26 protein-coding genes and 1 tRNA gene are annotated in these 26,047 nt (G+C 60.4%); 10 read left to right on the top strand and 17 right to left on the bottom strand.

Features of this window, described 5'->3' with window-relative positions:
• Positions 1 to 2: 2 nt before the first annotated feature.
• Entirely contained in the window at positions 3 to 1,250 is a 1,248-nt protein-coding gene (locus tag LMH93_RS06645; RefSeq protein WP_230064942.1) for an NAD(P)/FAD-dependent oxidoreductase, read from the top strand.
• 121 nt (positions 1,251 to 1,371) lie between these two features.
• Here the strand turns inward: LMH93_RS06645 and xenA are convergent, their stop codons facing one another.
• A complete protein-coding gene (gene xenA / locus LMH93_RS06640) occupies positions 1,372 to 2,463 on the bottom strand; it encodes a xenobiotic reductase XenA (protein WP_108190687.1) in 1,092 nt (363 codons plus the stop codon).
• Positions 2,464 to 2,512: 49 nt separating this feature from the next.
• Here xenA and LMH93_RS06635 point away from each other — a divergent pair, with 49 nt between their 5' ends.
• The gene (locus LMH93_RS06635) at positions 2,513 to 2,848 is read left to right on the top strand and encodes an ArsR/SmtB family transcription factor (protein ID WP_003254716.1); all 336 of its coding nucleotides are present in this window, start codon (positions 2,513 to 2,515) and stop codon (positions 2,846 to 2,848) included.
• A gap of 132 nt (positions 2,849 to 2,980) precedes the next feature.
• Here the strand turns inward: LMH93_RS06635 and mqo are convergent, their stop codons facing one another.
• A complete protein-coding gene (mqo, locus tag LMH93_RS06630; RefSeq protein WP_054889130.1) occupies positions 2,981 to 4,618 on the bottom strand; it encodes a malate dehydrogenase (quinone) in 1,638 nt (545 codons plus the stop codon).
• A gap of 327 nt (positions 4,619 to 4,945) precedes the next feature.
• Complete coding sequence (locus LMH93_RS06625; protein ID WP_003254720.1) at positions 4,946 to 5,137, bottom strand: YhfL family protein; 192 nt, start codon at positions 5,135 to 5,137, stop codon at positions 4,946 to 4,948.
• A gap of 190 nt (positions 5,138 to 5,327) precedes the next feature.
• Between LMH93_RS06625 and LMH93_RS06620 the strand changes: the two genes are divergently transcribed.
• Positions 5,328 to 5,945 carry a LysE family transporter gene (locus LMH93_RS06620; protein WP_004575730.1) on the top strand — a complete coding sequence of 206 codons (618 nt, stop codon included), beginning with the start codon at positions 5,328 to 5,330 and terminating at the stop codon, positions 5,943 to 5,945.
• A gap of 95 nt (positions 5,946 to 6,040) precedes the next feature.
• On the opposite strand, the gene LMH93_RS06615 is transcribed toward LMH93_RS06620, so the two are convergent.
• Genes LMH93_RS06615 through LMH93_RS06605 form a run of 3 tightly spaced genes read right to left on the bottom strand, consistent with a single transcriptional unit; the run spans position 6,041 to position 10,033 of the window.
• A complete protein-coding gene (locus LMH93_RS06615; protein WP_230064941.1) occupies positions 6,041 to 7,249 on the bottom strand; it encodes a hypothetical protein in 1,209 nt (402 codons plus the stop codon).
• 10 nt (positions 7,250 to 7,259) lie between these two features.
• Positions 7,260 to 9,164, bottom strand: coding sequence for a hypothetical protein (locus tag LMH93_RS06610; RefSeq protein ID WP_230064940.1), 1,905 nt, complete (start codon positions 9,162 to 9,164; stop codon positions 7,260 to 7,262).
• An 8-nt stretch (positions 9,165 to 9,172) separates the two neighbouring features.
• The gene (locus LMH93_RS06605; RefSeq protein WP_230064939.1) at positions 9,173 to 10,033 is read right to left on the bottom strand and encodes an SH3 domain-containing protein; all 861 of its coding nucleotides are present in this window, start codon (positions 10,031 to 10,033) and stop codon (positions 9,173 to 9,175) included.
• A 640-nt stretch (positions 10,034 to 10,673) separates the two neighbouring features.
• Between LMH93_RS06605 and LMH93_RS06600 the strand changes: the two genes are divergently transcribed.
• From LMH93_RS06600 to LMH93_RS29820, 4 genes are all read left to right on the top strand, one after another.
• A complete protein-coding gene (locus LMH93_RS06600; protein WP_003254728.1) occupies positions 10,674 to 10,937 on the top strand; it encodes a hypothetical protein in 264 nt (87 codons plus the stop codon).
• 136 nt (positions 10,938 to 11,073) lie between these two features.
• Positions 11,074 to 11,346 carry a DUF3077 domain-containing protein gene (locus tag LMH93_RS06595; protein WP_230064938.1) on the top strand — a complete coding sequence of 91 codons (273 nt, stop codon included), beginning with the start codon at positions 11,074 to 11,076 and terminating at the stop codon, positions 11,344 to 11,346.
• Positions 11,347 to 11,554: 208 nt separating this feature from the next.
• Positions 11,555 to 11,698 carry a hypothetical protein gene (locus LMH93_RS29825; protein WP_180688697.1) on the top strand — a complete coding sequence of 48 codons (144 nt, stop codon included), beginning with the start codon at positions 11,555 to 11,557 and terminating at the stop codon, positions 11,696 to 11,698.
• Positions 11,699 to 11,906: 208 nt separating this feature from the next.
• Positions 11,907 to 12,665, top strand: a complete 759-nt coding sequence (locus tag LMH93_RS29820; RefSeq protein ID WP_409293363.1) for an RHS repeat-associated core domain-containing protein — start codon at positions 11,907 to 11,909, stop codon at positions 12,663 to 12,665.
• A gap of 284 nt (positions 12,666 to 12,949) precedes the next feature.
• On the opposite strand, the gene darG is transcribed toward LMH93_RS29820, so the two are convergent.
• The 7 genes from darG to dapA form a co-directional block, all read right to left on the bottom strand.
• A complete protein-coding gene (gene darG, locus LMH93_RS06575; RefSeq protein WP_230064937.1) occupies positions 12,950 to 14,020 on the bottom strand; it encodes a type II toxin-antitoxin system antitoxin DNA ADP-ribosyl glycohydrolase DarG in 1,071 nt (356 codons plus the stop codon).
• Position 14,021: 1 nt separating this feature from the next.
• Positions 14,022 to 14,642, bottom strand: coding sequence for a type II toxin-antitoxin system toxin DNA ADP-ribosyl transferase DarT (darT, locus tag LMH93_RS06570; protein WP_230064936.1), 621 nt, complete (start codon positions 14,640 to 14,642; stop codon positions 14,022 to 14,024).
• Between the two features lie 324 nt (positions 14,643 to 14,966).
• Positions 14,967 to 15,056: transfer RNA gene (locus tag LMH93_RS06565), tRNA-Ser, on the bottom strand.
• Between the two features lie 91 nt (positions 15,057 to 15,147).
• Positions 15,148 to 15,858, bottom strand: a complete 711-nt coding sequence (gene purC / locus LMH93_RS06560) for a phosphoribosylaminoimidazolesuccinocarboxamide synthase (protein WP_003254733.1) — start codon at positions 15,856 to 15,858, stop codon at positions 15,148 to 15,150.
• Positions 15,859 to 15,888: 30 nt separating this feature from the next.
• Complete coding sequence (locus tag LMH93_RS06555) at positions 15,889 to 16,647, bottom strand: MBL fold metallo-hydrolase (protein ID WP_003254735.1); 759 nt, start codon at positions 16,645 to 16,647, stop codon at positions 15,889 to 15,891.
• Complete coding sequence (bamC, locus tag LMH93_RS06550) at positions 16,648 to 17,769, bottom strand: outer membrane protein assembly factor BamC (RefSeq protein WP_003254738.1); 1,122 nt, start codon at positions 17,767 to 17,769, stop codon at positions 16,648 to 16,650.
• Positions 17,770 to 17,784: 15 nt separating this feature from the next.
• Entirely contained in the window at positions 17,785 to 18,672 is an 888-nt protein-coding gene (gene dapA, locus LMH93_RS06545) for a 4-hydroxy-tetrahydrodipicolinate synthase (RefSeq protein ID WP_003254739.1), read from the bottom strand.
• A 259-nt stretch (positions 18,673 to 18,931) separates the two neighbouring features.
• Between dapA and LMH93_RS06540 the strand changes: the two genes are divergently transcribed.
• On the top strand, positions 18,932 to 19,492 hold the full coding sequence (locus tag LMH93_RS06540; protein WP_003254741.1) for a glycine cleavage system protein R: 561 nt from the start codon (positions 18,932 to 18,934) through the stop codon (positions 19,490 to 19,492).
• 11 nt (positions 19,493 to 19,503) lie between these two features.
• Positions 19,504 to 19,977, top strand: coding sequence for a peroxiredoxin (locus LMH93_RS06535; protein ID WP_003254742.1), 474 nt, complete (start codon positions 19,504 to 19,506; stop codon positions 19,975 to 19,977).
• Positions 19,978 to 20,012: 35 nt separating this feature from the next.
• Here the strand turns inward: LMH93_RS06535 and LMH93_RS06530 are convergent, their stop codons facing one another.
• Positions 20,013 to 21,083 (bottom strand): AI-2E family transporter, encoded by a 1,071-nt coding sequence (locus tag LMH93_RS06530; RefSeq protein ID WP_003254744.1) that lies wholly within the window; start codon positions 21,081 to 21,083, stop codon positions 20,013 to 20,015.
• A 20-nt stretch (positions 21,084 to 21,103) separates the two neighbouring features.
• Positions 21,104 to 21,343 carry a sulfurtransferase TusA family protein gene (locus tag LMH93_RS06525; protein WP_003254745.1) on the bottom strand — a complete coding sequence of 80 codons (240 nt, stop codon included), beginning with the start codon at positions 21,341 to 21,343 and terminating at the stop codon, positions 21,104 to 21,106.
• A gap of 122 nt (positions 21,344 to 21,465) precedes the next feature.
• On the opposite strand from LMH93_RS06525, the gene LMH93_RS06520 reads away from it, so the two are divergent.
• The gene (locus tag LMH93_RS06520; RefSeq protein ID WP_003254746.1) at positions 21,466 to 22,902 is read left to right on the top strand and encodes a M48 family metalloprotease; all 1,437 of its coding nucleotides are present in this window, start codon (positions 21,466 to 21,468) and stop codon (positions 22,900 to 22,902) included.
• A gap of 165 nt (positions 22,903 to 23,067) precedes the next feature.
• On the opposite strand, the gene nadA is transcribed toward LMH93_RS06520, so the two are convergent.
• Both nadA and LMH93_RS06510 read right to left on the bottom strand, forming a co-directional pair.
• The gene (gene nadA, locus LMH93_RS06515) at positions 23,068 to 24,126 is read right to left on the bottom strand and encodes a quinolinate synthase NadA (protein WP_003254747.1); all 1,059 of its coding nucleotides are present in this window, start codon (positions 24,124 to 24,126) and stop codon (positions 23,068 to 23,070) included.
• A gap of 274 nt (positions 24,127 to 24,400) precedes the next feature.
• Positions 24,401 to 25,909 carry a YdgA family protein gene (locus LMH93_RS06510; protein WP_230064935.1) on the bottom strand — a complete coding sequence of 503 codons (1,509 nt, stop codon included), beginning with the start codon at positions 25,907 to 25,909 and terminating at the stop codon, positions 24,401 to 24,403.
• Between the last annotated feature and the right edge of the window lie 138 nt (positions 25,910 to 26,047).

The following is a 26,047-nucleotide window of genomic DNA, read 5'->3' as shown; positions in this document are numbered from 1 at the left end:
GCATGCTCGAAACCGCTGAAACCGATATTGCCGTGGTCGGCGCAGGCATCGTCGGCGTCGCCTGTGCCTTGCAACTGGCCCGCCAGGGCCGTCGGGTAACCCTGGTCGACCGCCAGGCACCCGGCCTTGGCGCGTCCTTCGGCAATGCCGGGCACCTGGCAACCGAGCAAGTGTTCCCGATTGCCGACCTGTCGATCCTCAAGCGCCTGCCTCGCATGCTGCTCGACCCGATGGGCCCGCTGCGCCTGGACTGGAAATACCTGCCCAAGGCCATGCCGTGGTTCACCCGGCTGCTGCTCAACCTGCGCCCGGCGCCGTTCCAGCGCAGCGTGGCGGGCATCCGCACGCTGAACGAAGGCAGTCTGGGCGCCTGGCAACGGCTGTTGGGCTCGATCGGGCGCAGCGAGTTGTTTCAAGAGGATGGTTCGTTGCTGGTGTTCGAGAAGCCTGAGTCACGCCAGGCGTTGGAGGCGTTGCGCACACGCATGCAACAGCAGGCGGTGCCGGTGGACTTCTGGTCGGCCGAAACCGTGCGCGAAGCGGCGCCGCAACTCAGCCCGTCACTGTTGGGCGGGCTGTTCTTCCCGCGCACCGGGCACTTCATCGACCCTTATCGGGTGGTGTGCGAATTGTTCGAAGCGGCCAAGGCCAGTGGGGTGCGCTTTGTCCAGGCGCAGGTCGATGGCGGGCAGTTGCACAGTGCCGGCGTGAGCCTTGCCAGCGACCAAGGCATGCTCAATGCCCGCCAGGTGCTTGTCAGCTGTGGCGCCCATTCTGCAAAACTGACTGCCGCGCTGACAGGCACGCGAGTGCCGCTGGATACCGAACGCGGCTACCACCTGATGTTGCCGGGTGAGCACCAGCGCCTGCCGTTTGCAGTCACCTCGCTTGAGCGCAAATTCATCATGACGCCCATGGTCGAAGGTTTGCGCCTGGCTGGCACAGTGGAGTTTGCCGGGCTGCAGGCACCGCCGAGCATGCAGCGGGCGTGGCAGTTGCACCGGTTGAGCAAGGGGTTGTTCCGGCACGACTTGAGCGTCGAAGGAGCAACACCGTGGATGGGTTTCAGGCCTTCGTTGCCGGACTCGCTGCCGGTGATCGACAGGGTGTGCGATGGGCGGGTGCTGTTGGCGTTTGGGCATCAACACCTGGGGTTGACCCAGGCAGCGGTGACGGCGGAATGGGTGGGGCGGTTGGCTGGGCAGGCTGGTGGGCCTGAAATGGGTGCATACCGACTGGACCGGTTTTAGCCTTTACCGGCCCCTTCGCGGGCAAGCCCGCTCCCACAGAGAGGGTGCAGTATCTGAAACCTGTGGTGTCTGTGGGCGCGGGCTTGCCCGCGAATGGGCTGCAAAGCAGCCCCTCCAAGCCTCAGCGGTAACGCTCGAGCCAGTGCGCATAAGGCGCCGGCAACGTCCAGGAGGCTTTCTCCACCCCCAGTTCCTTGGCGGCGAAGTACGCCCAGTGCGGGTCGGCCAGGTGTGCACGCCCCACGGACACCAGGTCCAGCTGGTTGGCTTGCAGTGCCCCTTCCGCCAGTTGCGGCGTGCCAAAGCCCCACGCCGAGGTCACCGGCAGCTTCGCCTCACGGCGCACACGCTCGGCAATCGGCCCCATGAACGCCGGGCCCCACGGGATGTTGGTCTCGGGAATAGTAAAGCCGACACTCACGCTCAGCAGGTCAAGGCCACCGGCCTTGAAGCGACGGGCCAGTTCGATCGACTCTTCCAGGGTCTGCTCATCGCGGCCATCGTATTCCAACACACCAAAGCGCGCGGTCAGCGGCAGGTTCTCCGGCCACACTTCGCGCACTGCGGCCAGTGTTTCCAGCAGGAAGCGGCTGCGATTTTCGAAGCTGCCACCGTAGGCATCGGTGCGCTTGTTGGAGTGCTCGGAGAAGAAGCTCTGGCCCAGGTAGCCATGGGCAAAGTGCAGTTCTATCCACTCGAAGCCGGCATCACGCGCACGGCGGGCGGCATCGACGAAGTCCTGCTTGACCCGGGCGATATCGTCCAGCGTCATTTCGCGTGGCACTTTCGGAAGGTGCGCACCAAAGGCAATGGCAGACGGGGCAATGGTCTCCCAGCCGCGCGCGTCGTCGGCGGCAATGTGGTCATCACCCTCCCACGGGCGGTTGGCGCTGGCCTTGCGCCCGGCGTGGGCGATCTGGATACCCGGCACGGAGCCGGCAGCCTTTATGGCCTGCACCACCGGTACGAACGCCTGAGCGTGGGCATCGCTCCAGATACCGGCGCAACCGGGGGTGATACGCCCTTCCGGCGCCACAGCAGTGGCCTCGACCACCAGCAAGCCGGCACCACCACGGGCCAAGCCGGCCAGGTGAACGTGGTGCCAATCGTTGATCATGCCGTCTTCGGCCATGTACTGGCACATCGGCGGAATGGCAATACGGTTACGCAGGGTGACGTCTTTGAGGGTGTAGGGTTCGAACAGTGCGGACATGGGAAACTCCGGGTTCATTTGAATACTGTTGTTCGATCATAATCGAACTATGGCAATTAATGAAACCCCCGTTATCATGTCAACCATGCGAGCCTATAAACATCCCAACCCCGACGACCTCATCCTTGAACGCCTGCTCTATGCGCTCAGCGACCCCGTGCGCCTGGAAATCGTCCGCCACCTGGCCGGCGTGGCCGAGGCCAGCTGTGGCGAGCTGGACGGAGGCCGGCCGAAGTCGAGCATGTCCCACCACTTCCGTGTGTTGCGTGATGCAGGGCTGGTGCAAACCCGCAATGTGGGGACTACCCATATGAATTCGCTGCGCAGCGAGATGCTGGGCGAGCGGTTTCCCGGGCTGCTGGAGTGCATACTGCGCCAGCAGTGATACCTGTGCAGGCCTCTTCGCGGGTGAACCCGCTCCTACCAGGGATGGCGATAAGCCTGAGGGCTGCGCTGGGCTTGGCAACAAAAAAGCCACGAGGTCTCCCCCGTGGCTTTCTTTCACAACAATGGCCGGTTACAGCGCCATGTCGTTCTCAGGCTTGCTCTCAACCGGCTTGCTTGCCGCGCCACCGAATTCAACGCTGGCGTCGATCACCGGCGGTTTACCCAGTTGCAGCACTTCAGCGGTGTAGTTCCACTCTTTCTGGGTGGCCGCTGCCGAGTCGTTCAGCTTGGTGCCGTAGCTCGGCACGATTTCCTTGATCTTGGCCTGCCACTCCGGGGTAGCGACCTTGTCCTTGAACACCGTCTCCAGCACGTTCAGCATGATCGGCGCAGCGGTCGAAGCACCTGGCGAGGCACCCAGCAGACCCGCGATGGTGCGGTCTTCGGAAGCCACCACTTCGGTACCCAGCTTCAGCACGCCGCCCTTGTCGGCATCACGCTTGATGATCTGCACACGCTGGCCGGCCTGCCACAGGCGCCAGTCTTCCTTCTTGGCATTCGGGAAGTAGGTGCGCAGGGCTTCGAAGCGGTCATCGTCAGACAGCATCAGCTGGCCAGCGAGGTACTCGACCAGCGGATACTGGTCGATACCCACCTTGGTCATCGGCCACACGTTGTGGGTGGTGGTGCTGCTCAGCAGGTCCAGGTAAGAACCGTTCTTCAGGAACTTGGTCGAGAAGGTAGCGAACGGGCCAAACAGGATGACGCGCTTGCCGTCCAGCACGCGGGTGTCCAGGTGCGGGACCGACATGGGTGGCGCACCGGTCGAGGCAATGCCATAGGCCTTGGCCATGTGCTGCATGGCCACGGTCGGGTTCTCGGTCACCAGGAACGAGCCACCCACCGGGAAGCCTGCGTATTCCTTGGCTTCCGGGATGCCCGACTTCTGCAGCAGCTTCAGCGCGCCGCCGCCGGCACCGATGAACAGGAACTTGGCGTCGGTGGCCGACTCGGTACCGTCCTTCAGGTTCTTGTACTCGACGTGCCAGGAGCCGTCCTTGTTACGGGTGATGTCCTGCACTTCGCTGGACAGCTTCAGCTCGAAGCCTTTCTGGGTCTGCAGGTGGCCAACGAACTGGCGGGTGATCTCGCCAAAGTTGACGTCGGTGCCGATCGGCGTCCAGGTCACGGCCAGCTTCTGGTTCGGGTCGCGGCCTTCCATCATCAGCGGGACCCACTTGGCGATCTGCGCGTGGTCCTCGGAGTACTGCATCGGACGGAACAGCGGGCTGGCCTGCAGCGCGTCGTAACGCTTCTTGAGGAACTTGATGTTGTCGTCGCCCCACACGAAGCTCATGTGCGGGGTGGTGTTGATGAACGAGTGCGGGTTCTTCAGCACGCCCTGGCGTACCTGCCACGACCAGAACTGGCGGGAAATCTGGAAGGCTTCGTTGATTTCGATGGCCTTGGCGATGTTGACGTTGCCGTCCTTGTCTTCCGGGGTGTAGTTCAGCTCGGCCAGCGCGGAGTGGCCGGTACCGGCGTTGTTCCAGCCGTTGGAGCTTTCTTCGGCCACGCCATCCAGGCGCTCGACCATTTCCATCGACCAGCTTGGCTCCAGCTCGTGCAGCCACACGGCCAAGGTGGAGCTCATGATGCCGCCGCCGACCAGCAGCACGTCTACTTTCTTGGTTTCTGCAGCGTGCGCTTGCATGACGCTTGCAGCGACCGCCAGACCCAGCAAGGTCTTGCCAGCTTTCTTGAACATTGATCAATTCCAGTCAGGAGAACAGAGGGAGGGCCTGTGGCTGGCCCCGGTAAAGCGTGTTCTTCAGCGCAGGCTTTTTGTTGATCATTGTTCAGCAGCCAGAGAACCAGAAAACGGCTCGGCCTTTGGTCGAATTGACCGACAAGGCTGAATCGTTTTTCCGATTGTATCTGAAATGCCAGCACAAACAAATTGCAGGCAGACGCGTCAAGGCGACCGGTTGCCCCAGCGGCAGTTTGTCACGTCAAAAACAAAAACCCCCGGCCATGTGCATGACCGGGGGCCTTGGATCACGCCGCAAGCGTCGCGATCAGGGTACCGCCAAGATTACTGCTGCTGAGGCAGTTTATCGATCGGGCCGCAGCCACCGATGATCTTGGAGATGGAAACCGAAGGGTGGAACAGGTAGTCGTAGGTGCAGTTTTTTGGTTGGTTGTAAACTTGGCCAGTGCAACCCGACAGCAGGGCAACACCCGAAACGACAGCAACGGCAACGGTGGCCTTGAACAGCTTTTTCATTACTCAGTCCTTTAAATGAATCATCTTCGACCATCGTCTGATGGCCGCGGAATCATACAGACTCCAGGCATTGGATCCAAGCCGCACTTGGCACAGGTTCTTTGCAACTGTGCAACAACAGGTTGAAAAGCGCGCCGTTGGCGACGATAGTTCAGCGCACTGCCTTCGCAATGCCCAACAGGAACTCACCATGCTTGGCGTCACCGACTACGGCGCATTCGTCATCGCCTTCCTCATTCTTCTGGCCATCCCCGGCCCGGGCAATTTCGCCCTGATCACCGCCACCGGCAAGGGCGGTATCAAGGCAGGCCTGGCCGCGACCTGTGGCGTGATCGTGGGTGACCAGGTGCTGCTGTGGCTGGCGGTAGCCGGCGTCGCCACCCTGCTGGCCACCTACCCTGCCGCCTTTCATATGGTGCAGTGGGCGGGGGCTGCATACCTGGCCTACCTGGGCCTGCGCATGCTGCTGAGCAAACCCGGTGGTGCAGCACACACCTGCCGCATGGACAACGGCCAGTACCTGCGCCAGACCATGATGATCACCCTGCTCAACCCCAAGGCGATCATGTTCTACATGGCGTTTTTCCCGCTGTTCGTCGACCCGGTGAAGCACCAAGGGCTGGTGACGTTCGGTTTCATGGCGGCGACAGTGGCGGTGGTGACCTTCCTGTATGGGCTGATTGCCGTGGTGCTGACCCATCAACTGGCCGAGCGCATGCGCGCCAACCCGCGAATTACCAATATGTTCGAGCGACTGGCGGGGGCTTGCCTGGTGGGATTCGGCATCAAACTGGCGGCGATGCGCTGATCCCAAGCCCGACAGGGTCCGGGCACACCTGACAGCAAAAAAAGCCCCCGGCAACTCAGGGTTCCCGGGGGCTTGTTCACTCAGCCATTACCCAATCAATTGGTTTCCAGCTGATACGCCTTGCTCACGAACAACGCTGCAAACAGGCTCTTGCCTTCCTTGAAGGTGTACTGCTCTTCGAAACTGCCGTCTTCGACCAGCTTCTGCCCGATGGCGCATTCCGAATCGCTGTGGTTCTTGGCCTTGGCGCCAAAGTCACTGCTCCACGACGACAGCCCAACCTCCTGGCAGAAGGCTGCGAACTTTGCCTTGGGGACTTGCTGCTGGTAATCGCTGAAAGCCTCTTTCAGCGATTTGAAGCCACTGTAGCTCACCGAGTAGTTCTCGACCTTGGCCTTGCGGGCAAAGCCGCTGACCGCTTCAGCCAACACCGCCTGGCCGGTGTACGGGCTGTACGCGCCAATCAGCATCGCGCTCAGGGCACTCTTGAGCTGGGTTTCGACATCGTCCAGTTCCGGCAGCGACTGGAAGTCGGCCTTGCGCACGATCTCCCCCACCTTGGAGCCGTCGTTGCGGTGGGTGACCACGAACGCCATCGAGCCTTCGCCATCGCTGGAGCGCTTGATGGTGAAGTCCAGGTCGACCGTGGTACCAAAGTCACCGGTGCTGCTGACCAGAAACGCGCCGGTTACTGGCTGGCGCACCGCCATGTTAGCGCCCCAGGTGAAGTTCGACGGGGCGGCCCGACCATTGGCGGCCAGCTCGGCACGTGGCTGGACTTCGTCGCTGACATCCGCCACCAGCACGACTTCAGCCCCCTTGCTGGCAACGTAAGGGTTGGCCATCTGCATGCCCAGCAACTGGATATGAATGCTGCCATCCTTGCTGTCTCCGTCATGGGCCAGCTTCAGCGCATCAGCCTTCAGGTACACCCCGGCCACATTGCGGCTGACATTGAGCTGGTACTTGGCCCAGCCCGCCAGGCCTTCCTCAGCCGAACCACCCTGTACGGACTCCATCAAGCCCGACAGGCCGCGCATGAACTGCTGGGCGCCATTGGTCTGCGCCGCCGCCACGCGGATCTCCGGGTCGGCTACCGTCAGGTTGCCGGAAAGCGCCGAGTAGGAAATGTCCCCCTCCGACAGCACATCCTCAAGGAAATAGCGCTCCTTGAAGTCGTCGTAGTAAGCCAGCGCAGCCTTCTTGCCCGAGCTGGCGACCATCGCATAGCCACCACCGAGCACCAGCACCGCTGCGGCCACACCGCCAATCAGCAGCTGCTTCTTGTTCATCTGTTTGATCATGGTGTTTGCCTCACTGGACCATGGCGGAAGCGTTGTTCCAGTCGTTCACGTACTGTTGGGAGACCTCGGGGGTCCAGCTGAAATCGATACCGGCGTTGGGGAATTCCTTGGCCAGCACGGCGCCGAACGACACGCGGTCGGCACAGTGGTCCTGTTTGCAGGCCTCCGGCTCACCGGCGCTGTAGGCACGGTAGGTAGGCACGGCGCGGCCGTCGTCCAGCGGGTAGTACGGCGTGGCGTTGGCCACCTGGGTCACGTACCAGCCTTCGCTGTATTCCTCGTCCGCAACCAGGCGGCCGTTGCTCGGGAAGTCGATGCTGTAGAAGTCACCTTTCTTGCCGGTAACGTGCACCATCATCGGCACTACGCTGGCCGAGGTCGCAGGGTTTTGCTGCTCCAGTGGCGAAGCGAAGCGCACCTTGATACCGGCCATCTGCGCCAACGCCTCGGTTTCGCGCCCCTTGAAGTCGCTCATGCCGTCCTGCAACTGCTGGTAACGTTCCAGCACACGGGTGTGCACGCGGGCCAGTTCCTGTTGGCGCTGACGCTGCTCACGCACACGCTGCTGCTCCCGCTGTACCGCCCAGTTGGCTCCGTCGCGCACATCGAAGAACAGGCCTTGGCGGTTGATGCCGATGCGGTTGCGGGTGATTTTCTGCGCGTCGTTGCCCCAGATGTTGTTCGAGATCGCCGACAGGTCTTTGACGATGAACAGGTTGGCCACATCGGTGGTGGTCGGCGAGGTGGTCTTGATCAGGTCGAAGATTTCCAGCGCAGCTTCCTTGTACTTGGTCGCGTCCAGGGCAAACGACTCGTCCGGGGTGACCGCGACGTAGTAAGGGTCGCTGCCGAACGGGCGGAGCACGCCGTAGCTGGAGCGGGTGAACGTCAGGTACACCTTCATCTGCCGGCCTGGGATCTCGCCGACCAGGAACGCGGCCTGGTCAGCTTGCGGCGTGAGATAAGAAACGGCCTTGTCCTTTACCGCAGGCTCAAGGTGCTTGTTGAAGATCAAACCACTCGGGTGAGCATAGACGCGGGTCCAGTTATCACCCCGGTAGGTACCCACAGCCTTCCAGCTGATTTTGTCGAAGCTGCCTTCACCAAAGCCGGACGCCGGGCACGGCATGGCCGGGGTGGTGCCGAACGACAGGGTGTCGCCATCGCCGATGATCGAGGTACTGAGCACCCATTTGCAGCCGGTACCGTCCGTTACCTGCATCAGGTTGCGGTTTTCCAGGACCACCGAGCGACCGAAGTCCGAAGTGGGGGCTGCGGCGACTGCTGTGGCAGGTGCCGGAGCGGGCGGCACAACAGGGGCTGCTGCCGGAGCTTCGGGGGCCGGGGCTGGCTCTGCGGCTACGGCTGGCGCGGGCGCGGGGGCCGGAGCGGGTTTTGCCTGCGCAGGTGCGGCTTCGACCACTGCCGGCGCCGCTGCAGCAGCAGGGGCTGGGGCTGGGGCCGGAGCAGGTGCCGGTGTCGGTGTAGGTGCAGCAGCAGCCGGTGCTTCTGGCTGCGCAGGTGCCGGAGCGGGGGCAACTGCTGCAGCCGGCGCCGGGGCGGCAGTGGCAGGCGCAGCAGCCAGTGTCACCAGCCCCAGGTTGCTGGCATTGCCCGAGCCGCTGGCGTACAGGTTGCCCTTGGCATCGACCGCCTTCCAGTTCACCTTGGCAGTCGAGCAGTCCTTGGCGAACACGAACGGCAGCTTGGTCAGCAGGCCTGACAGCAGTTCCTGGTTATCCCAGGCCGGGCGGGTGATGGTCAGGTCTACCTGGGGTTTGCACCAGGTGGTGGCATCCCCGGGCACTTCGACCTTGATGTTGTCTTTCTTGGAAAAGGCCAGCTCGTGGGCGAACGCCTGCGGTACCAGACCACAAGCGCCGATCACAGCCAGCGCGAGCGCGTGCTTTTTCATGGAGTTCCTCAGATCAGTTCCCAGGTGCCGTTGGCTTGTTTGCAGAAGGTGTTCTGCTCTTGTTCGGTCTGGCCGCTTTGCGATTTCAGGCTGACGGTGACCGGGCGGCAGGCCGCTTCGGCGGCAACTGTCTGGGTCGGCAGCGACTGCACCGAGTCCAGGTCGAAGCCTTGGGTTTCCTTGCTGGCGGCAACGTCCAGCTCGTCCAGGTTGACGGCTGGCGTTACACGCTTGGCAACCGCTTGCGCCTTGGGCTCGACGTAGTTCTTGTGCACATAGCCCACGGTCACACCCTTGCGGCCGACCAGAATCCAGTCACCGGTGGAGCCCACGGCGGTGAATTCGGTGTGGTTCTTCAGGCTGCCGACCTTCTCGCCAGTCTGGTTAGGCGCAGCACGCACGTTGAGGTTGTCGCTGATGGTCACATACGGCTCGTTGATCAGCTTCATCGACGGCACCACCTGGATCTTCGGCGCGCGCTTGACCTCGACCTGCTTGGTCTTGGTGTATTCCTTGCCCGGCACGATCTGCGCGGTGGCGCCGGAGTGGTCGGACTTCCAGGTCACTGGCTGGGCACTGGCAGTGGTTTGCTGCTGGCTCAGCACTTCCTGCGTACGCAGCGCCAGGGCTTGCTGGTCCTTTTCATCGAGCATGTGGCCGATGCGGTTGCCCACGTAGGCGCCAATGCCACCTGCGATCAGCGCAGCGGCGATCTTGCCGTTGCCACTGCCCATGGTCGAGCCGATGGCCACACCGGCCAGGCCACCGATCACGGTGCCCGCTTGCTCTTTGCTGATCCCGAGCTGTGCACAGGCCGTGGTAGAGGCGATGGCGACCGCCAGAAGGGACGCGACGAATTTCTTACGCAAGTGGAGCACTCCATTTTCGGTGGGGCGCACAGCCGCGTACCGCAGCCAATGGTTGGCGGCAGCATTCGAGTTTGTGCGGGGTTTTCAGAAAGTGTGCAGCACTGGCCGCAGACGACAATTCAGCCGTCCAGCGAGGGGCGCAGGGGGAGACCAGTACGGCGCAAAGCATCCAACGAATCCATGTCAGGAAGAGTTCATCGCCCAGCGCGCGTAATCATTACGGCGTGTGGCCTGGGCGTGAGTGGCGTATCAGAGGGCCGCATTGTAGCCCAAGGTGCCATTGGCAGTTCAAGACAAAATGTTGCAGGAAGCCTGTCTGATTGATTAGTAGAAATCCGTCCTACAACTTCTACTCAGAATTATCCCCTTCCTTGTAGGGCGTTTCCCAAACATACTGCCAACCCGCTCAAACGGTTGCGACGGATTCGGTCGCGCTCTAGTCTCGGCTCGTCGTTGTGAAATCAGCGACCGGCTTTGACAGGCCGACTACTCAAGTTTCCGTTGCAGCGCTTAATGGCAGCTGTGCATGGGGCACATTCGTGTGCGCCGGGTCCTTGGGTACCGGTCTGTCAACCCATGTATAGCTGCCTCCATTCGTTTGACAGCGTTGCCAGGCGGCTCCACTACCCAAGGAGCTTACATGCGCAAGACAGTCCCCGATCCACCCTACTCCCCCCATTCCACCCAGATCCTGCAAGACACCCTGGTCCAGTCCTCAGAGTACGTACTCTGCGCCCTGTCCGTGGCCCGCCAATCCGTGCAACTCAAACCCACCGCCCACAGCTCGATCGTGATGCAGGCCGTGATCCATGAAATGGAAGCGGTACAGGGGCTGGTCGAGTCGGCGTTGATGCAGTTGCAGATGCGGCCGCATTTACCCACAGAGCCTCACACCTTGCATTAGCAGGTCAGGCCTCTTCGCGGGCACGCCCGCTCCCACAGGGTCATCACAGCCGTCATGCACTGCACAGCACCTGTGGGAGCGGGCATGCCCGCGAAGAGGCCAGCCCAGGCAACCCAGAATCCAGGGAAACAAAACAATGCCCACCGACAACACAACAGAACCCACCACAGTCGGCAAGACCTGCTTCTACCAAGGCGAAAACAACACCCACCCGCTGTTCCGCATCGAACCCGGCATCCCCTGCCAGGACGCCCGCGAACAGGCGTCCGAACTGATGGGTTACGTGCGCGACCTGATCATCACCGGCCTGATGGACGGCGACCAGAAACTGATCTGGGCCTCGCATTACCTGAGCGCGATGGCCAAGGCGCTGTTGGATGATGCTGAGCTGGGGGTGATGAAAAAGTAAGGTCAACCCAATAGCCCGTTTGTTGCGCCGAATATCGGAAATACTTCGTACGAACGGGCTTGACTGGCTACCTGATGCTCAAGCGTAGCGATAAATCGGATCGAATCGGAGCCCCTAACCGACCCAAGGAAATTCTTGATGCGTTACGAGGCAAACAACTAAGAGCGACACATGCCCCCCCGAGGATATGCCCATCCTTGAACTGGACTTGAGCAATACCAAGCGCTTCGAGGCTTGCCGCTTTCTCGACAGCTCCGAGGCCATCGGGGCTTTTCTGGCAGATACAACGAAGGCTAATGACGCTCAAACCTTAGTGTTTGCTTTGGGTGAAGAGGTGAAAGCCAAGGCATGAATATCTTGCGCAAGGTGCAGCCGTCAATTGGGAATGGATAAAACAGGCGGCTCCACGATGCAGCAGTTGATGCTGGCCTTAGGGGGCATAGCGGCCCCACCCCGAAGCAGCTAAACCCTGGTATTTCTGCCAGTTCAGCAAGTCACTAGAGATAACACATAATGACCTCAGCAACCATCAGTGAGAAAATCGAAAGGGGCCATCCGTTATGAGCAACACTCGAAGCAGCACGGAAGCGTCGTTTTTACTGCATCGTACCTACAGCCCCTACGGATACCACACACTGGTGCCTGGAATTTCAACGCAGCTTGCATTTAATAGCGAACATATACTGACAAGGATCAATTGTTATCTACTCGGCAATGGCAAGCGAGCCTACAGCCCCGTTCTGATGCGCTTTCTAAATCCAGACCCGCTCAGCCCATTTCATCGTGGCGGCTTAAATGCATACGCCTATTGCGCTTGTGACCCGGTGAACAGAACTGACCCTAGCGGCTATAGCTGGTGGCGCCCCCAAAGACCTCGTCCACTGACAGATGTTAAACAAGGAAAACTCAGCAGTGAGGTCGAGCTAATGAAAGGCTATATGGACGATAACAAGGCACAGATTAATATGCCTACGCATGTGAATTTTTTCAAAAATGACATCCGCCCGGAGCAGAAGCATAAATGGGTAATGACAGAGGATAATAAATTCATTATCGGCAGCTACGATGATGCCTCAGGTACTGACCCTTCGCACTCAAGCATAGTGGCCATTGCTGCAAAATCTGAAATTTCGCATCCCACAGCAATTTCTGCTGGCATGCTTACAATAAAGGACGGGGTTATTCAGCTAAATAACGAAAGCGGTCATTATCTAACGCCTTTTGACACCTTGGCCTACGTCAAAAACCACCTGAAAAAACTCGAGGGGTGGAAGGCGTCCGGACTTAAAATCCGACGTGTACGATTTGAGCACGACTGAGTGCCACTTGAAGACTCAGGTTTGCTTCCAGCTCTACCAGCTCTCTGAACCGAAGGTTTGAATGTCAAGAAAGGTCGCAAATCTGCCCCAAATCTGCCCTAACTGAAACCCCTGAAACGACGAAGCCCCCGAAAACATCAACGTTTTCGGGGGCTTCGACTACTTCGCGTATGGCGGAGAGATAGGGCCCCTCAACCAATCGATTTCCCCCCCAGTAAACCCAATAAAAACTGGACGTCCACGTGAAAAGTAGGGCCGAACAGACGCTCGACCCTTTGTTAGAACTAACGAAGGCTGCTTTGAGACTCGGAATCCCAGCTCATCTCCTTCAGACGGTACCAGGCTCTCTCTAAGTGAGCGGGCTTTAGATACATCTTCTTCCGCTCACTCCAGTCATGCACAGCCCTGATGGCCAGCTCAGGATAATCTTTCGCCCCGGTGGTATTGCACATAACCCAGTGAACGGTACTTAGCAGCTCCATTCCATACGGATCTTCAAATCCGTCAATTAGCTCTACAACTCTTTCCATACGATGCATGGTTTCAACATCATTACACAGAAACTGTTCGGCCTCTTCGACAGCCCCCATCTTTAGCTCCAACGGCTTAGTGGGGTCATCCTGACCATCACCATAGCCATGGATAAAGTGGCCATCTAACTTAATCAGTACCTGCCTAAGATTCTTAGCATATGGGCCATACTGCTTAGCCTCAAACTGAAGTCGAAGTGGCTTGCCGCTTTCCTGTAAGAAGTACACAAGCTTATGCACTTCGAGCAAACTGACAAATGGGTCAAGGAGCCCTTTTAGATATCGATCCATCAATAGAATCAGCGCGGCACGGCCATCGGTCATCTTTGGACGCTCTGTTCTGTTCGGCATTTCCTTTGCTGCTGGCGCGCCAGATGGCGGGTATAACAAAACCTCGACCTCTGGCAAAACCGAAAACGCCTCCACAATTGCCGGCTGAACTTCCTCCCACTTAAGGCCACCCAATCCGCAACCAAGTGGAGGAATTGCAATCGACTTGATATCCAACTCATTCACTTTACGCACTAGATCATCAAGGCCGCTTTGGATGTTCTCCAGCTTGCTCTTTGACTTCCAATGCCCTTTGGTTGGAAAGTTTATAATCCAACGCGGACCACCAACTAACCCGCCAAGATCAAACACATGAACCTTACCCAGCTTTACGGCATCATTCTTGCAGGCATCCTGATAGCTTTTGAACATACCAGGAAATGCTTGCTTGAATTGCAGCGCGATACCTTTGCCCATGACACCCTCAGTGTTCACGGTGTTCACCAATGCCTCAGCGGGTGCTGTAAGAAGGTTTCCTTTGCTAAGCTTGATCATATTAAAAGTACCAGGCATTTTTGACGCTCACTTCAGGCTGATGTGTCGACTCGCGCATAACCTCTTGCACTCTCTCAACCGCCGCCTGACTATGACAGCCAATAAAATGGATTCCCCGCCAAGGGAATTGCCCTGCAACCAAGAACTCTGATTGCTTTTGATGCCGTTTCTCTCCCCAATACTTGGCATTGATTGTGGACCAATCCAAGTCAGCGAGCTTATCAATATCGTTATAAAAGTCTGTGTGCCTAGCGCCAGCATTGCCGTCGCTGAAGGCCCAATGCCGTTGAAGCTCGATACCGGTACCGACTGAACTCACGAGGTGGACGATGTCACGTTGACACCCCGCAGGCTTGCCCGTATTACCCATGTTGACGGTGTAAAGCATCGGAGTACGCGGACAAAAATAAAAAGGTACAAACTCCCCAACATACATAGATTCGCAGCAGTCAACGCTTATCTCTTGGAGCCTGCGAAGCTTGATGTGATCGTAGCCAATGACCGAATGCTGCCCCGATTGAACCATCACTGCATCTGACTGAAGGCCAGAGGCAATAATTCCGGGCAGATTGGCAATATCTGTGATGTGGTAGATCAGTACGTCTTCAGGTCTGGATTTCATAGATCGCGCCTGCATTGGCATCTGGTGGCCAGTCCGCTCAGCGACCGTGACGACTGTCACCAACGCCTGCGTTCTGAACTGTCCTTGTTGGGACACGAATACTATGTGTTTTTCGCACGTTCTGCAGAGCTTTCGACAGCCCACAGGGAGTGTAGGCACAGGAGCCGCCCAAGGACATTGCTAAGCGTGACATTGCCCACAACGTCACCACGCAAAAGACATGCACCTGCCACTAATACCAGTCGGCAAAGTGATACAAATGAGTAGTACAACAGGAAATAAAAAACCCCTGCAACTCATTGAATTGCAAGGGTTTTCTATGTATGGCGGAGAGATAGGGATTTGAACCCTAGGTACTGTTGCCAGTACAACGGATTTCGAATCCGTCCCGTTCGACCACTCCGGCATCTCTCCAATGCCGCGCATCATACCAGCGTTCTTTTAAAACGCAAATCTTTTTTTCAAAAAAACCGCGTGGTATCAGGCGCTTGCGTGAACGTGCCGCTTACAGCGGCACGCCCAGGCGCTTGGCAACTTCTTCGTAGGCTTCGATCACGTCGCCCAGGCCCTGACGGAAGCGGTCCTTGTCCATCTTCTTGCGGGTTTCCTTGTCCCACAGGCGGCAGCCGTCCGGGCTGAACTCGTCGCCCAGCACGATCTGGCCGTGGAATACGCCGAACTCCAGCTTGAAGTCGACCAGCAGCAGGCCGGCGTCATCGAACAGCTTGCTCAGCACTTCGTTGACCTTCAACGACAGCTTCTTCATTTCTACCAGTTGCTCGGCGGTGCCCCAGCCGAACGCGACAACGTGGGATTCGTTGATGAAGGGGTCGCCCTTCTCGTCGTTCTTCAGGAACAGCTCGAAGGTGGACGGCTCCAGCTTGATGCCCTCCTCCACGCCCAGGCGCTTGACCAGGCTGCCGGCAGCGTAGTTACGCACCACGCACTCGACCGGAATCATGTCCAGCTTCTTCACCAGGCACTCGTTGTCGCCCAGCAGCTTGTCGAACTGGGTCGGCACGCCGGCTTCTTCCAGTTTCTGCATGATGAAGGCGTTGAACTTGTTGTTCACCATGCCTTTGCGGTCGAGTTGTTCGATACGCTTGCCGTCGAACGCCGAAGTGTCGTTACGGAACAGCAGGATCAAGCGGTCGGCGTCATCGGTCTTGTAAACCGATTTGGCCTTGCCGCGGTAAAGTTCTTCGCGTTTTTCCATGATTGGGCTCCGCTTGCTTGAGGTGTTGGGCTAGGCGATTTCGCGCCAGTCGAGCCCGTGTTCCTGATTCGCCACCTGGAGCCAGTCCGGGTCACACCCGAGGGTGTCGACAAAGCACTGGCGGGCCAAGTGTGGCAGGTTGTTCTTGCTGCTGAGGTGGGCCAGCACCAGGTGTTGCAGGTTGTTCCAGCCCAACTCGTGCACCAGGCGCGCGGCCTGGTGGTTGTTCAAATGCCCTTGCATGCCACCCACCCGCTGCTTCAGAAAAGCCGGGTAGTGACCACGTGCCAGCAGGTCGCGGCAGTGGTTAGCCTCGATCAGCAGTGCATCCAGGCCCTGGTAACGCTCCAGCAACAGCGCGTCGTAAGAGCCCAGGTCGGTCAGCATGCCAAAGCGCCGCTTGCCGTCGCTGACCACGTACTGCAACGGCTCGTAGGCGTCGTGCTCGACCCGCGCTGCAGTTACTTCCAGGCTGCCGATACGCAGGCTTTGGCCACACGCGAGAAAACCGGCCACCTCCACCGGCTTGCGCATGCCGCGCAAGGTCCCTTGGCTGAGGTAGACCGGTACATTGTAGCGCCGTGACAGCAAGCCGACCCCATGCACGTGGTCGGCATGTTCGTGGGTGACCAGCACTGCACTGAGCTGAGCGGCAGAAACCCCGAGCAGCGCCAGGCGCCGCTCGGTTTCACGCAGGGAAAAGCCGCAATCGACCAGGATGAACGTGTCACCACTGGCGATCAGCGTGCCGTTCCCTTGGCTGCCGCTTCCGAGTACCGCGAAGCGCACTTAGCCCAGGTGGTCCTGAATGGCGCTCAGCACACGGCGGGCGACATCGGCCGGAGCCACGGTGTTGATGTTTTTCTCGACCGTGACCTGCACGCTCTCACCCACCTTGCTCAGGCGAACCTGGTAACGCTCGGCACGGGCTTCACGCTCTTCCTTGGTCGGCTCGCTGCCGAACAGGCGGCTGAAGAAGCCAGGCTGGTTCTGCTTGTCGTCAGGCTTTTCGGACAGGTTGATGTAATACAGGCCCAGGCTGCGGTTGATGTCCTCAACACGCCATTCGCCACCCTGCTCCAGCGCACGGCCCACGCCAGACCAGGCGCGGTCCAGGTCGGAGCCCAGGTACAGCACCGGGTTGCCGCTGCCGTCTTCGCTCAGGCTGACGCGGCTTGGGGCGTCGAAATCGCGCGCGGCCAGCAGCGATACCGAACCGCCCTTCTCGGCGCTGCGGTTCATGCTGGCAAGCATTTCGTCGACCAGCAGGGCATCGGTGCCGGTATTGCTGGAGCTGGACGGGAACGCAGGCTCGGCAGTGCTGCCGGCCGGGCGCTCGACGCTGACCACATACACTTCGGAGGTGTTGCGCTGCACGCCAGGCTCCATGCGCACACGGACACGCACCTCGCTGTCGCCGCTGCTGGCAGTGCTGGCCAGACGCTGGCCAAGCGATGCCGACAGTTCGTCGAAACGCTGCCAGGTGGTGTTGAACTCACCCGTCTGCGGGCGCTCTTCAGCAATGCGGAAGCCGTTATCCTCGAAGAACTGCCGGGCTACCGGCCACACTTCGGCTGGCGAATGCTGGGCCAGCACCCAACGGCTGCTGCCGCTGCGCTGCAGGCTGTAGTCGGTGACCTGGGCGGCACCGCCCGTCAACGGTTGCGGGCGAGGCACTTCAAACTCACCCTTGACGGTATCGTCAGCGACGTTACGCGGAATCGGCAGCAGCGGGTCAAGGCGTTTGACGTTGCTGGCGTCCGGCGGCAGCTGCATCGGCGCGGTCGGGTGCGCCTGCAGGTAGTCACTGCCGCGGTCGCGGAAATAGCCATCCTCGCCCCACAGCCAGCCACACCCACTGGTGGTGGAGATAATCAGGGCAAGGGCGGAAAGACCAGCCAGTCGCTTCATGCGGTGTACTTCCTCTTAAACCAGTACGCCGGACTGGCGCAAGGCAGTACGGACTTTTTCGTGGCAGCCTTCGCTCAGCCAGGTCAGTGGCAGGCGAATACCTTTTTGCATCAGGCCCATTTCGACGAGCGCCCATTTCACCGGGATCGGGTTGGACTCGCAGAACAGGTCTTTGTGCAGCGGCATGAGTTTTTCGTTGATTGCGCGGGCCTTCTCGGCATTGCCCTCAAGGGCGGCCTCGCACAGGTCCGCCATTTCGCGCGGAGCGACGTTGGCGGTGACGGAGATGTTGCCCTTGCCGCCCATCAGGATCAGCTCTACGGCAGTCGGGTCGTCGCCAGACATGACGATGAAGTCCTTGCTGACGCCATCGAGAATGGCCTTGGCGCGGGCCAGGTCGCCCGTGGCTTCCTTGATGCCGATGATGTTCGGCACGGTCGACAGGCGGATCACGGTCTCGGCCTGCATGTCGCAGGAGGTACGGCCGGGAACGTTGTAGAGGATCTGCGGGATGTCGACGGCTTCGGCAATGTGCTTGAAGTGCTGGTACAGGCCTTCTTGCGTTGGCTTGTTGTAGTACGGCACAACCAGCAGGCAGGCGTCGGCGCCAGCGTTCTTGGCGTTCTGGGTCAGGTGCACGGCTTCGGCGGTGGAGTTGGCACCGGTGCCGGCGATGACCGGAATCGGCTTGGCGCTGCGTTTGACGCGCTCGACCACGTGCTTGATGACCAGGATGTGTTCTTCGACATCCAGCGTGGCCGACTCACCGGTGGTGCCGACAGCGACGATCGCATGGGTGCCGTTTTCCAGGTGGAAGTCTACAAGTTTGTCGAGGCTGCCCCAGTCAACACGCCCTTGTGCATCCATGGGTGTGACCAATGCCACCATACTGCCCGCAATCATGTAACTGCTCCTGCCGGAAAAAGAGAGCGGTAATGGTACTGGGGGCATCGACCTTGCACAAGCGAAGCAGGCGGGTGGAGCATTCCCCTCGGCGGCTTATTTCGCTACCCTTGGCCCTTTGATCGGTGCAGCGCGGCCCGCCGGGCCGTCGACCTTGCTCCCCGCCAGCGTCCAAGACCTCGCATGCGAGCCCCGGGCCCTGCCGACAGGAGGCTTTTGCCCGTCCTGTGCCGACCGCTCATCGCTTTAGGAATGCTGCATGTCCACCCCCACCGTCCGCGAACAATTCCTTGTCATCAGTGCCCTGGGCCCGAACCCCATGGAGCTGGCCAACGTCCTCAGCCGCGCTGCCTTCGAAAACCGCTGCGCGGTGGTCACCTCGCGCCTGAGCCGCCACGGCGAGACCAGCGCCCTGGTGCTGCAGGTGGGCGGCAGCTGGGACGCCCTGGCACGTCTCGAGTCCACCCTGCCAGGCTTGGGCAAGAAGCACGGCCTGACCCTCGACGTGGTCCGCAGCGCGGACCAGGAAGTGCGCCCGCAGGCCCTTCCGTATGTAGCCTACGTCAGCGCTGCCTACCGCCCGGACATCATCAACGAGCTGTGCCAGTTCTTCCTTGACCACCGCGTCGAGCTGGAAGCCATGACCTGCGACACCTACCTGGCGCCGCAAACCGGTAGCAGCATGCTCAACGCCCAGTTCACCGTGATTCTGCCGGCCGGCACGCAGATCAGCTGGCTACGCGACCAGTTCCTGGACTTTGCCGATGCCCTGAACCTCGACGCACTGATCGAGCCATGGCGTCCCCAGAACCCAATGTAAGGAAACCGATCATGGCTGTAGCACTCGACCAACCTGTCGCCGACTTCCAGGCCCAGGCCACCAGCGGGCAAACCGTCAGCCTTGCCGAACTCAAGGGCCAGCAGGTGGTGGTGTACTTCTACCCCAAGGACAGCACCCCAGGCTGCACCACCGAGGGCCAGGGCTTCCGCGACCAGCATGACGCCTTCGCCGCGGCCAACACCGTGGTATTCGGTGTGTCGCGTGATGGCATCAAGTCGCACGAGAACTTCAAGGCCAAGCAAGGTTTCCCGTTCGAGCTGATCAGCGACAAGGACGAGGCCCTGTGCCAGCTGTTCGACGTGATCAAGCTGAAGAAGCTGTATGGCAAGGAGTACATGGGCGTTGACCGCAGCACTTTCCTGATCGACAAGGACGGGGTGCTGCGCCAGGAATGGCGTGGCGTGAAAGTGCCCGGGCATGTGGATGCCGTATTGGCGGCAGCCCAAGCCTTGAACAAGGCTTGAAATTGAATGGGGCCGCTCTGCGGCCCCAATTACATTCAAAGCATCGGTGAAACGCTAGGCTCCTGCTTGGGCCACGCATCCAGCACGGCCTTGATCAGCGTCGCCAGGGGGATGGCGAAGAATATCCCCCAAAACCCCCATAGCCCGCCAAACAGCAGCACCGCGCAGATAATCGCCACCGGGTGCAGGCTCACCGCCTCGGAGAACAGCAGCGGTACCAGCACGTTGCCATCCAGCGCCTGGATGATCGCGTACACCGTCATCAGGTAGATGAACTGGTCGCCCCAGCCCCACTGGAACAGCGCAATCAGGGTCACCGGCACGGTCACGACCACCGCGCCCACGTAAGGCACCACCACCGACAACCCCACCAGCAACGCCAATAGCGCTGCGTAATTGAGCCCCAGGCTGATGAAGGCGATGTAAGTGGCAATGCCGCAGATCAGAATCTCGATACCCTTGCCGCGGATGTAGTTGGCGATCTGCCGGTTCATCTCGCTGCCCACCCGGTTCAGCAAGGTGCGCTGGCGCGGCAGGTAGCCACTGACCCAGCGGCCAATGAGTTCGCGATCCTTCAGGAAGAAGAACACCAGAATCGGCACCAGCACCAGATAGATCATGGCATTGACCAGCAGTGGCAGGCTGGACAACGAGAAGGTCAGCGCCCATTGACCAAACTTGCCAATTTCACCGCGCACCGATTCGATGGCATGCAATACCTGCTCGTCCGACACCAGGTGCGGATAGCGCTCCGGCAGCAGCAGCAACAACGACTGCCACTTGCCGAGCATGCCCGGCAGCTCGTTGAACAGCGTGATCAGCTGATGCCACAGCAGCGGTACCAGCACCAGCATGAACACCGCCAGTGCGCCCATGAACAAGGCGAACACCAGCATCACCGCCAGCCGTGTCGGTACGCGCACGCGCTCCAGGGCGTTGACCAGCCCCTGCATCAGAAACGCCAGCACCATGCCCGCCAGCACCGGCGCGAGCATGCCGCCCAGGGTGAGCACGGCGGTAAAAGCCAGGAACAACAGGACCGCCAGCACCACCGCTTCCTCATCGGAGAAGTAGCGCTGCACCCAGTCGCGAAGCACTTTGAACATTGACGATCCTTGGAAAAGACTCAGGCCTTGCGCAGCCAGTAAGTATAGGTACCGGCCTCGGCCGTTTCTTGCAGCAGGGTATGACCGGCCAACTGGGCGAAAGTGCGGAAGTCGCGCTGGGAGCCTGCGTCCGTGGCGATAACCTTGAGCACCGCGCCACTGGCCAGGCGATTGAGCTCCATCTTGGCCTTGAGCAGTGGCAAAGGGCAATTCAGCCCGCTGGCGTCCAGTTCGGCGTCGCAGGTCAGGGTGTTACTCATCGCGGGGTCTCCAAAGGCATCGCCAGGGTGCTTCTTGGCATGGCTGGCTAGGATAGCGCCACTGGTCGCCAACGTGTGAGCCCGCTACAGTAGGTATCTTTGATCCGACGCGAGCTTCATGCATGAATCTACTGCGCCCTACCCTGCTGACGCTGGCCTGCCTGATGGCCCTTCCCGGCCATGCTGACGACCTGCCATCACTGGGTGATGCCAGTTCTGCGATCGTCTCGCCACAACAGGAGCACCAACTGGGCCGTGCCTGGCTCAGCCTGCTGCGCGGCCAGGTCAATCAGCTCAACGACCCACAGCTCAAGGACTACGTCGAAACCAGCGTGTACAAGCTGGCCGAAACCAGCCAGCTGCAGGACCGGCGCCTGGAGTTCATCCTGATCGACAGCCGCGAGCTGAACGCCTTTGCCGCCCCGGGTGGCATTGTCGGGGTCAACGGCGGGTTGTTCCTCAACGCCCAGACCGAGGGTGAATATGCCTCGGTACTGGCCCACGAACTGGCGCACTTGTCGCAACGCCACTTCGCGCGGGGTGTCGAGGCCCAGCAGCGTATGCAGTTGCCGATGATGGCAGCGCTGCTGGCCGGCATCGTGCTGGCCGCAGGTGGCGCCGGTGATGCGGGCATCGGCATGATTGCCGGCACCCAGGCGGCGGCCATTCAGGAGCAACGGCGCTTCTCGCGCCAAAATGAACAGGAAGCCGACCGCATCGGTATCCAGAACCTGGAAAAGGCCGGCTACGATCCGCGCAACATGCCGACCATGTTCGAGCGCCTGGCACGCCAGTATCGCTATGACGCAAAACCGCCGGAGTTCCTGCTGACCCACCCGGTGACCGAATCACGTATTGCCGACACCCGTAACCGCGCCGACCAGGCGCCCCAGGGTGGTATTGAAGACAGCATGCGCTACCAGCTGATCCGCGCCCGGGTGGCACTGACCTACGAAGGCACGCCGGGGCTTGCCGCCAAGCGCTTCCGCGCCCAGCTGGACGAAGACCCAAAACTGGATGCCGCACGTTATGGCCTGGCCTTGGCACAGATCAAGGGCGGGCAATTGAACGAGGCCCGTGAAATGCTCAAGCCGCTGCTGGCAAAGGCGCCCAACGACATCACCTACAACCTGGCGCAAATCGACCTGGACATCACCAACAACCGTCTTGCCGACGCCCAGCAGCGCGCCGAACGGATGCAGGGGCTGTACCCGGGCAACTACCCGTTGAAACAGGTGCGTGCCGACCTGCTGGTGAAACAGAACAAGCCGGCTGAGGCCGAGAAGGTGTTGAACGAGCTGGTGAAGAGTCGGCCGGATGACCCGGATGTGTGGTACGACATGGCCGAGGTGCGTGGTTTGTCGGGCAATACCATTGGCTTGCACCGGGCGCGTGCCGAGTACTTCACGCTGGTCGGCGACTTTGATCAGGCAATCCAGCAGCTGGATTACGCCAAGCGCCGGGCGGGTGGGAATTTCCCGCTGGCCTCACAGATTGACCAGCGCCAGCGCGAGATCATGGAGCAACGGCGCATGGTTCAGGAAATGATGGGGCGCTGAGGATTTTGGGGGCGCTTTGCGCCCCAATCGCGACACAAGGCCGCTCCCACAGGCGTCTGCAGGGCCATGTGAGAGCAGCTGTCTTGCTCAATTTCTAAAAACTGGCGCGATCCCTGTGGGAGCGGCCTTGTGTCGCGATAGGGCCGCAACGCGGCCCCGGCAACCTCAAGCGTTACCGGAAAGCTTCAGCCGCGCCGCCTGGGTAAAGTCCAGCATGCGATTAAGCGGCTTGATCGCCTTGGGCACCAGCGCCGGGTCAACGAAAATCTCGTTGGTGCCATTACGCAGGCAATCCAGCACCCGCTCCAGGGTGTTCATCGCCATCCACGGGCAATGCGCACAGCTGCGGCATGCCGCGCCGTTGCCGGCGGTGGGGGCTTCGACGAATTCCTTGTCCGGGCACAGCTGCTGCATCTTGTAGAAGATGCCGCGGTCGGTGGCGACAATGAAGGTTTTGTTCGGCAGGGTCTGGGCAGCCTTGATCAGCTGGCTGGTGGAACCCACCGCGTCGGCCAACTCGATCACCGCTTCCGGCGACTCGGGGTGCACCAGGATCGCAGCATCCGGGTACAGCGCCTTCATGTCAGCCAACTGGCGCGACTTGAACTCTTCGTGAACGATACAGGCACCGTCCCACAGCAGCATGTCGGCACCGGTCTGCTTCTGGATGTAACGGCCCAGGTGCTGGTCCGGGCCCCAGATGATGGTTTCGCCGTTGTCCATCAGGCTTTCGACAATTTCCAGGGCACAGCTCGAAGTCACCACCCAATCGGCGCGTGCCTTCACCGCTGCGGACGTGTTGGCGTAGACCACCACGGTGCGCTCAGGGTGCTGGTCGCAGAAGGCCGAGAACTCTTCTACCGGGCAGCCCAGGTCGAGCGAGCAAGTGGCCTCCAGTGTCGGCATTAGCACGCGCTTTTCCGGAGTGAGGATTTTTGCCGTCTCGCCCATGAAGCGCACACCGGCCACGATGACCGTTTCGGCCGGGTGGTTCTTGCCGAAACGGGCCATTTCCAACGAGTCGGACACGCAGCCGCCGGTTTCTTCAGCCAGCGCCTGGATGACCGGGTCGCAGTAGTAATGGGCAACCAGCACGGCATTCTGGGCTTTGAGCTCGGCAGCGATGGCCGCACGGTATTCGGCCTCCTGCTCGGCTGTCAGCGGGTTGGGCTGCTTGGCGTCGAGGTGGGCCTGAACCAAAAGGCGTTCGGAAATCTGGGTCATGATCGCTGGACCTGCAGGCGCGCTTGCGCGTCAAATCGAGTGTATCACCCGGCCCTGGCAGATCGGCTAAGGGTGCCGGACGGCATGCTGACCGCCACGGCCCTCTGCGGGCGCGGATTATTATCGGAGGCCGAAGGCTACAGACAATCCAGCGATTACTAAAGGGGTTTTTGTGTTGCCTGTGCTGGCCTCTTCGCGGGTAAACCCGCTCCTACACGGTGAAATCCTGGTAGGAGCGGGTTCACCCGCGAAGAGGCCGCAACAGGAGAAACCGTCACCCCTGCGGCGACAGGGCCGCCAGATGCGCCGCCATGAACATGGCAAATTCTTCCACGGTCATTTTTCGGCCATTGAAATCGACCATGCCATCGGCATAGTGCAGGCTGCTGACCACATCATCGCCCTGCACGGTGGCCATGCCGCTCTGCAGCGCCATCATGCCGACCATCTCCCCCGCCTGGCTCGACTGCATGGCAATCGCTTGCGCATCGGTCTGGCCATCCAGCAAGGCCTGCAAGGTCGCCAGGTCACCGATCATCGGCTTGGACAGTGACAGCTTGCCTTTCACCTCCGTGATGATCTGCTTGCTCAGCTGATCCGGCGGCAGGTCGAAGCTGGCCGGCGCGGCGAGGTCCATCGACAGGTTGAAGCGGCTCTCGCCATTGGCGGTCTTGAACGACAGGTTTTCCACCGCCAGCTTGGGCTTGGCGGCCAGCAATTTCTGCAAGTCACCCTGGAAGCGGGCCTTTTCGGCGTCGTCCATCTGGATCTGCGGCACCGGCTGGCCAGCCGCACTGGCGGCCTCGAACTCCGGCAAGTGCGACTGGTACCACTTCGACAAGGCCTGCAGCGCCGGGGCGTTTACCGAAGTCACGCTCACCGCCATCTGCGCCTTGCCTACCGCGCGGCCATCCCAGCTGATGTCGCCGACCTTGTACGCCGCGCGACCACCTACGGTGTCCGTGCCGTCGAGGGTTTGCAAGGCGTTCTGTTCCAGGCCCTTGATCAACAGCACCTGCTGTTTCGGCCCAAGTGTGACCTTGGCTTCAGCCAACGCCAGATCGACGTTACCGACATAGATGGCATCGTGCGCAGTGGCTGCGAGGTTACCGCCGAACGTCAGCCCTTTGAGCTCGAACGTGGCCGGCGGCTGGTCGTCATGCACACGCTTCATCACCAGCCTGTCGGCCTGGCCGCGGAACTTGGAGGCCTTGCCCTCCTTGTCCCCACTGACTTCGAACTGCATACCCGAGAAGTCAAGGCTGTTGCCATCCGCTTCGTCAAACTTGAGCGGCGCCAGCTGAACCTGGCTGACCACGCTGCCGCCGTAACCCAGGCTGGTCTGTGCGCTGATCGGGGCCTTTTCACCCGCAGCGGCGAACAATGGCGCGACGGCTTCATCCTTCTGCAGCGTGCTGTTGCTGACCGCCATTACCGGCATCAGCTTCAGTGCCCTGACCCTCGACCAGGGAAACGGGCCGTGCTCGATCTGGTCGGTCACGCCCACGTCAAAATTGATCACCTCGCCCTGCCCCACGTTGATGTCGCGAGCCTTGAGCCGGTACTGGGCAGTGCTGCTGAAGAGATGCTGCTCCAGCGACACACGCTCGATGCTCATGCTACCACCGGTACTGACCAGGGCCTTTTTGAGTTCGGCGTTGCTGCGTGCAAGGGCGTTGTCCAGCTCTGCCGGCAGCTGCTTGCCGGTGTACCAGGCGCCTGCGGTGGTTGCGACGGCAATGGCGATAGCCAGGCCGGAAAGGATGCCAACTGATTTCTTCATGAATAGAACCGATTGCTGTCCGTAAGGGCTTCGAAGGCGGCCAGAGGCCACGCAGAAATCGAAGAGTACCACCCCCGATTGGGCCGAGTGCTGGCCCAGCTCGAGAAATGCCATTTTTCGGACACATCCGACAGCCAG

The sequence above is a fragment of the Pseudomonas sp. CIP-10 genome, from assembly GCF_020911845.1.
In the GTDB taxonomy this organism is placed as follows: Bacteria; Pseudomonadota; Gammaproteobacteria; order Pseudomonadales; family Pseudomonadaceae; genus Aquipseudomonas; species Aquipseudomonas alloputida.
This window is presented reverse-complemented; position numbering and strand designations above follow the sequence as displayed.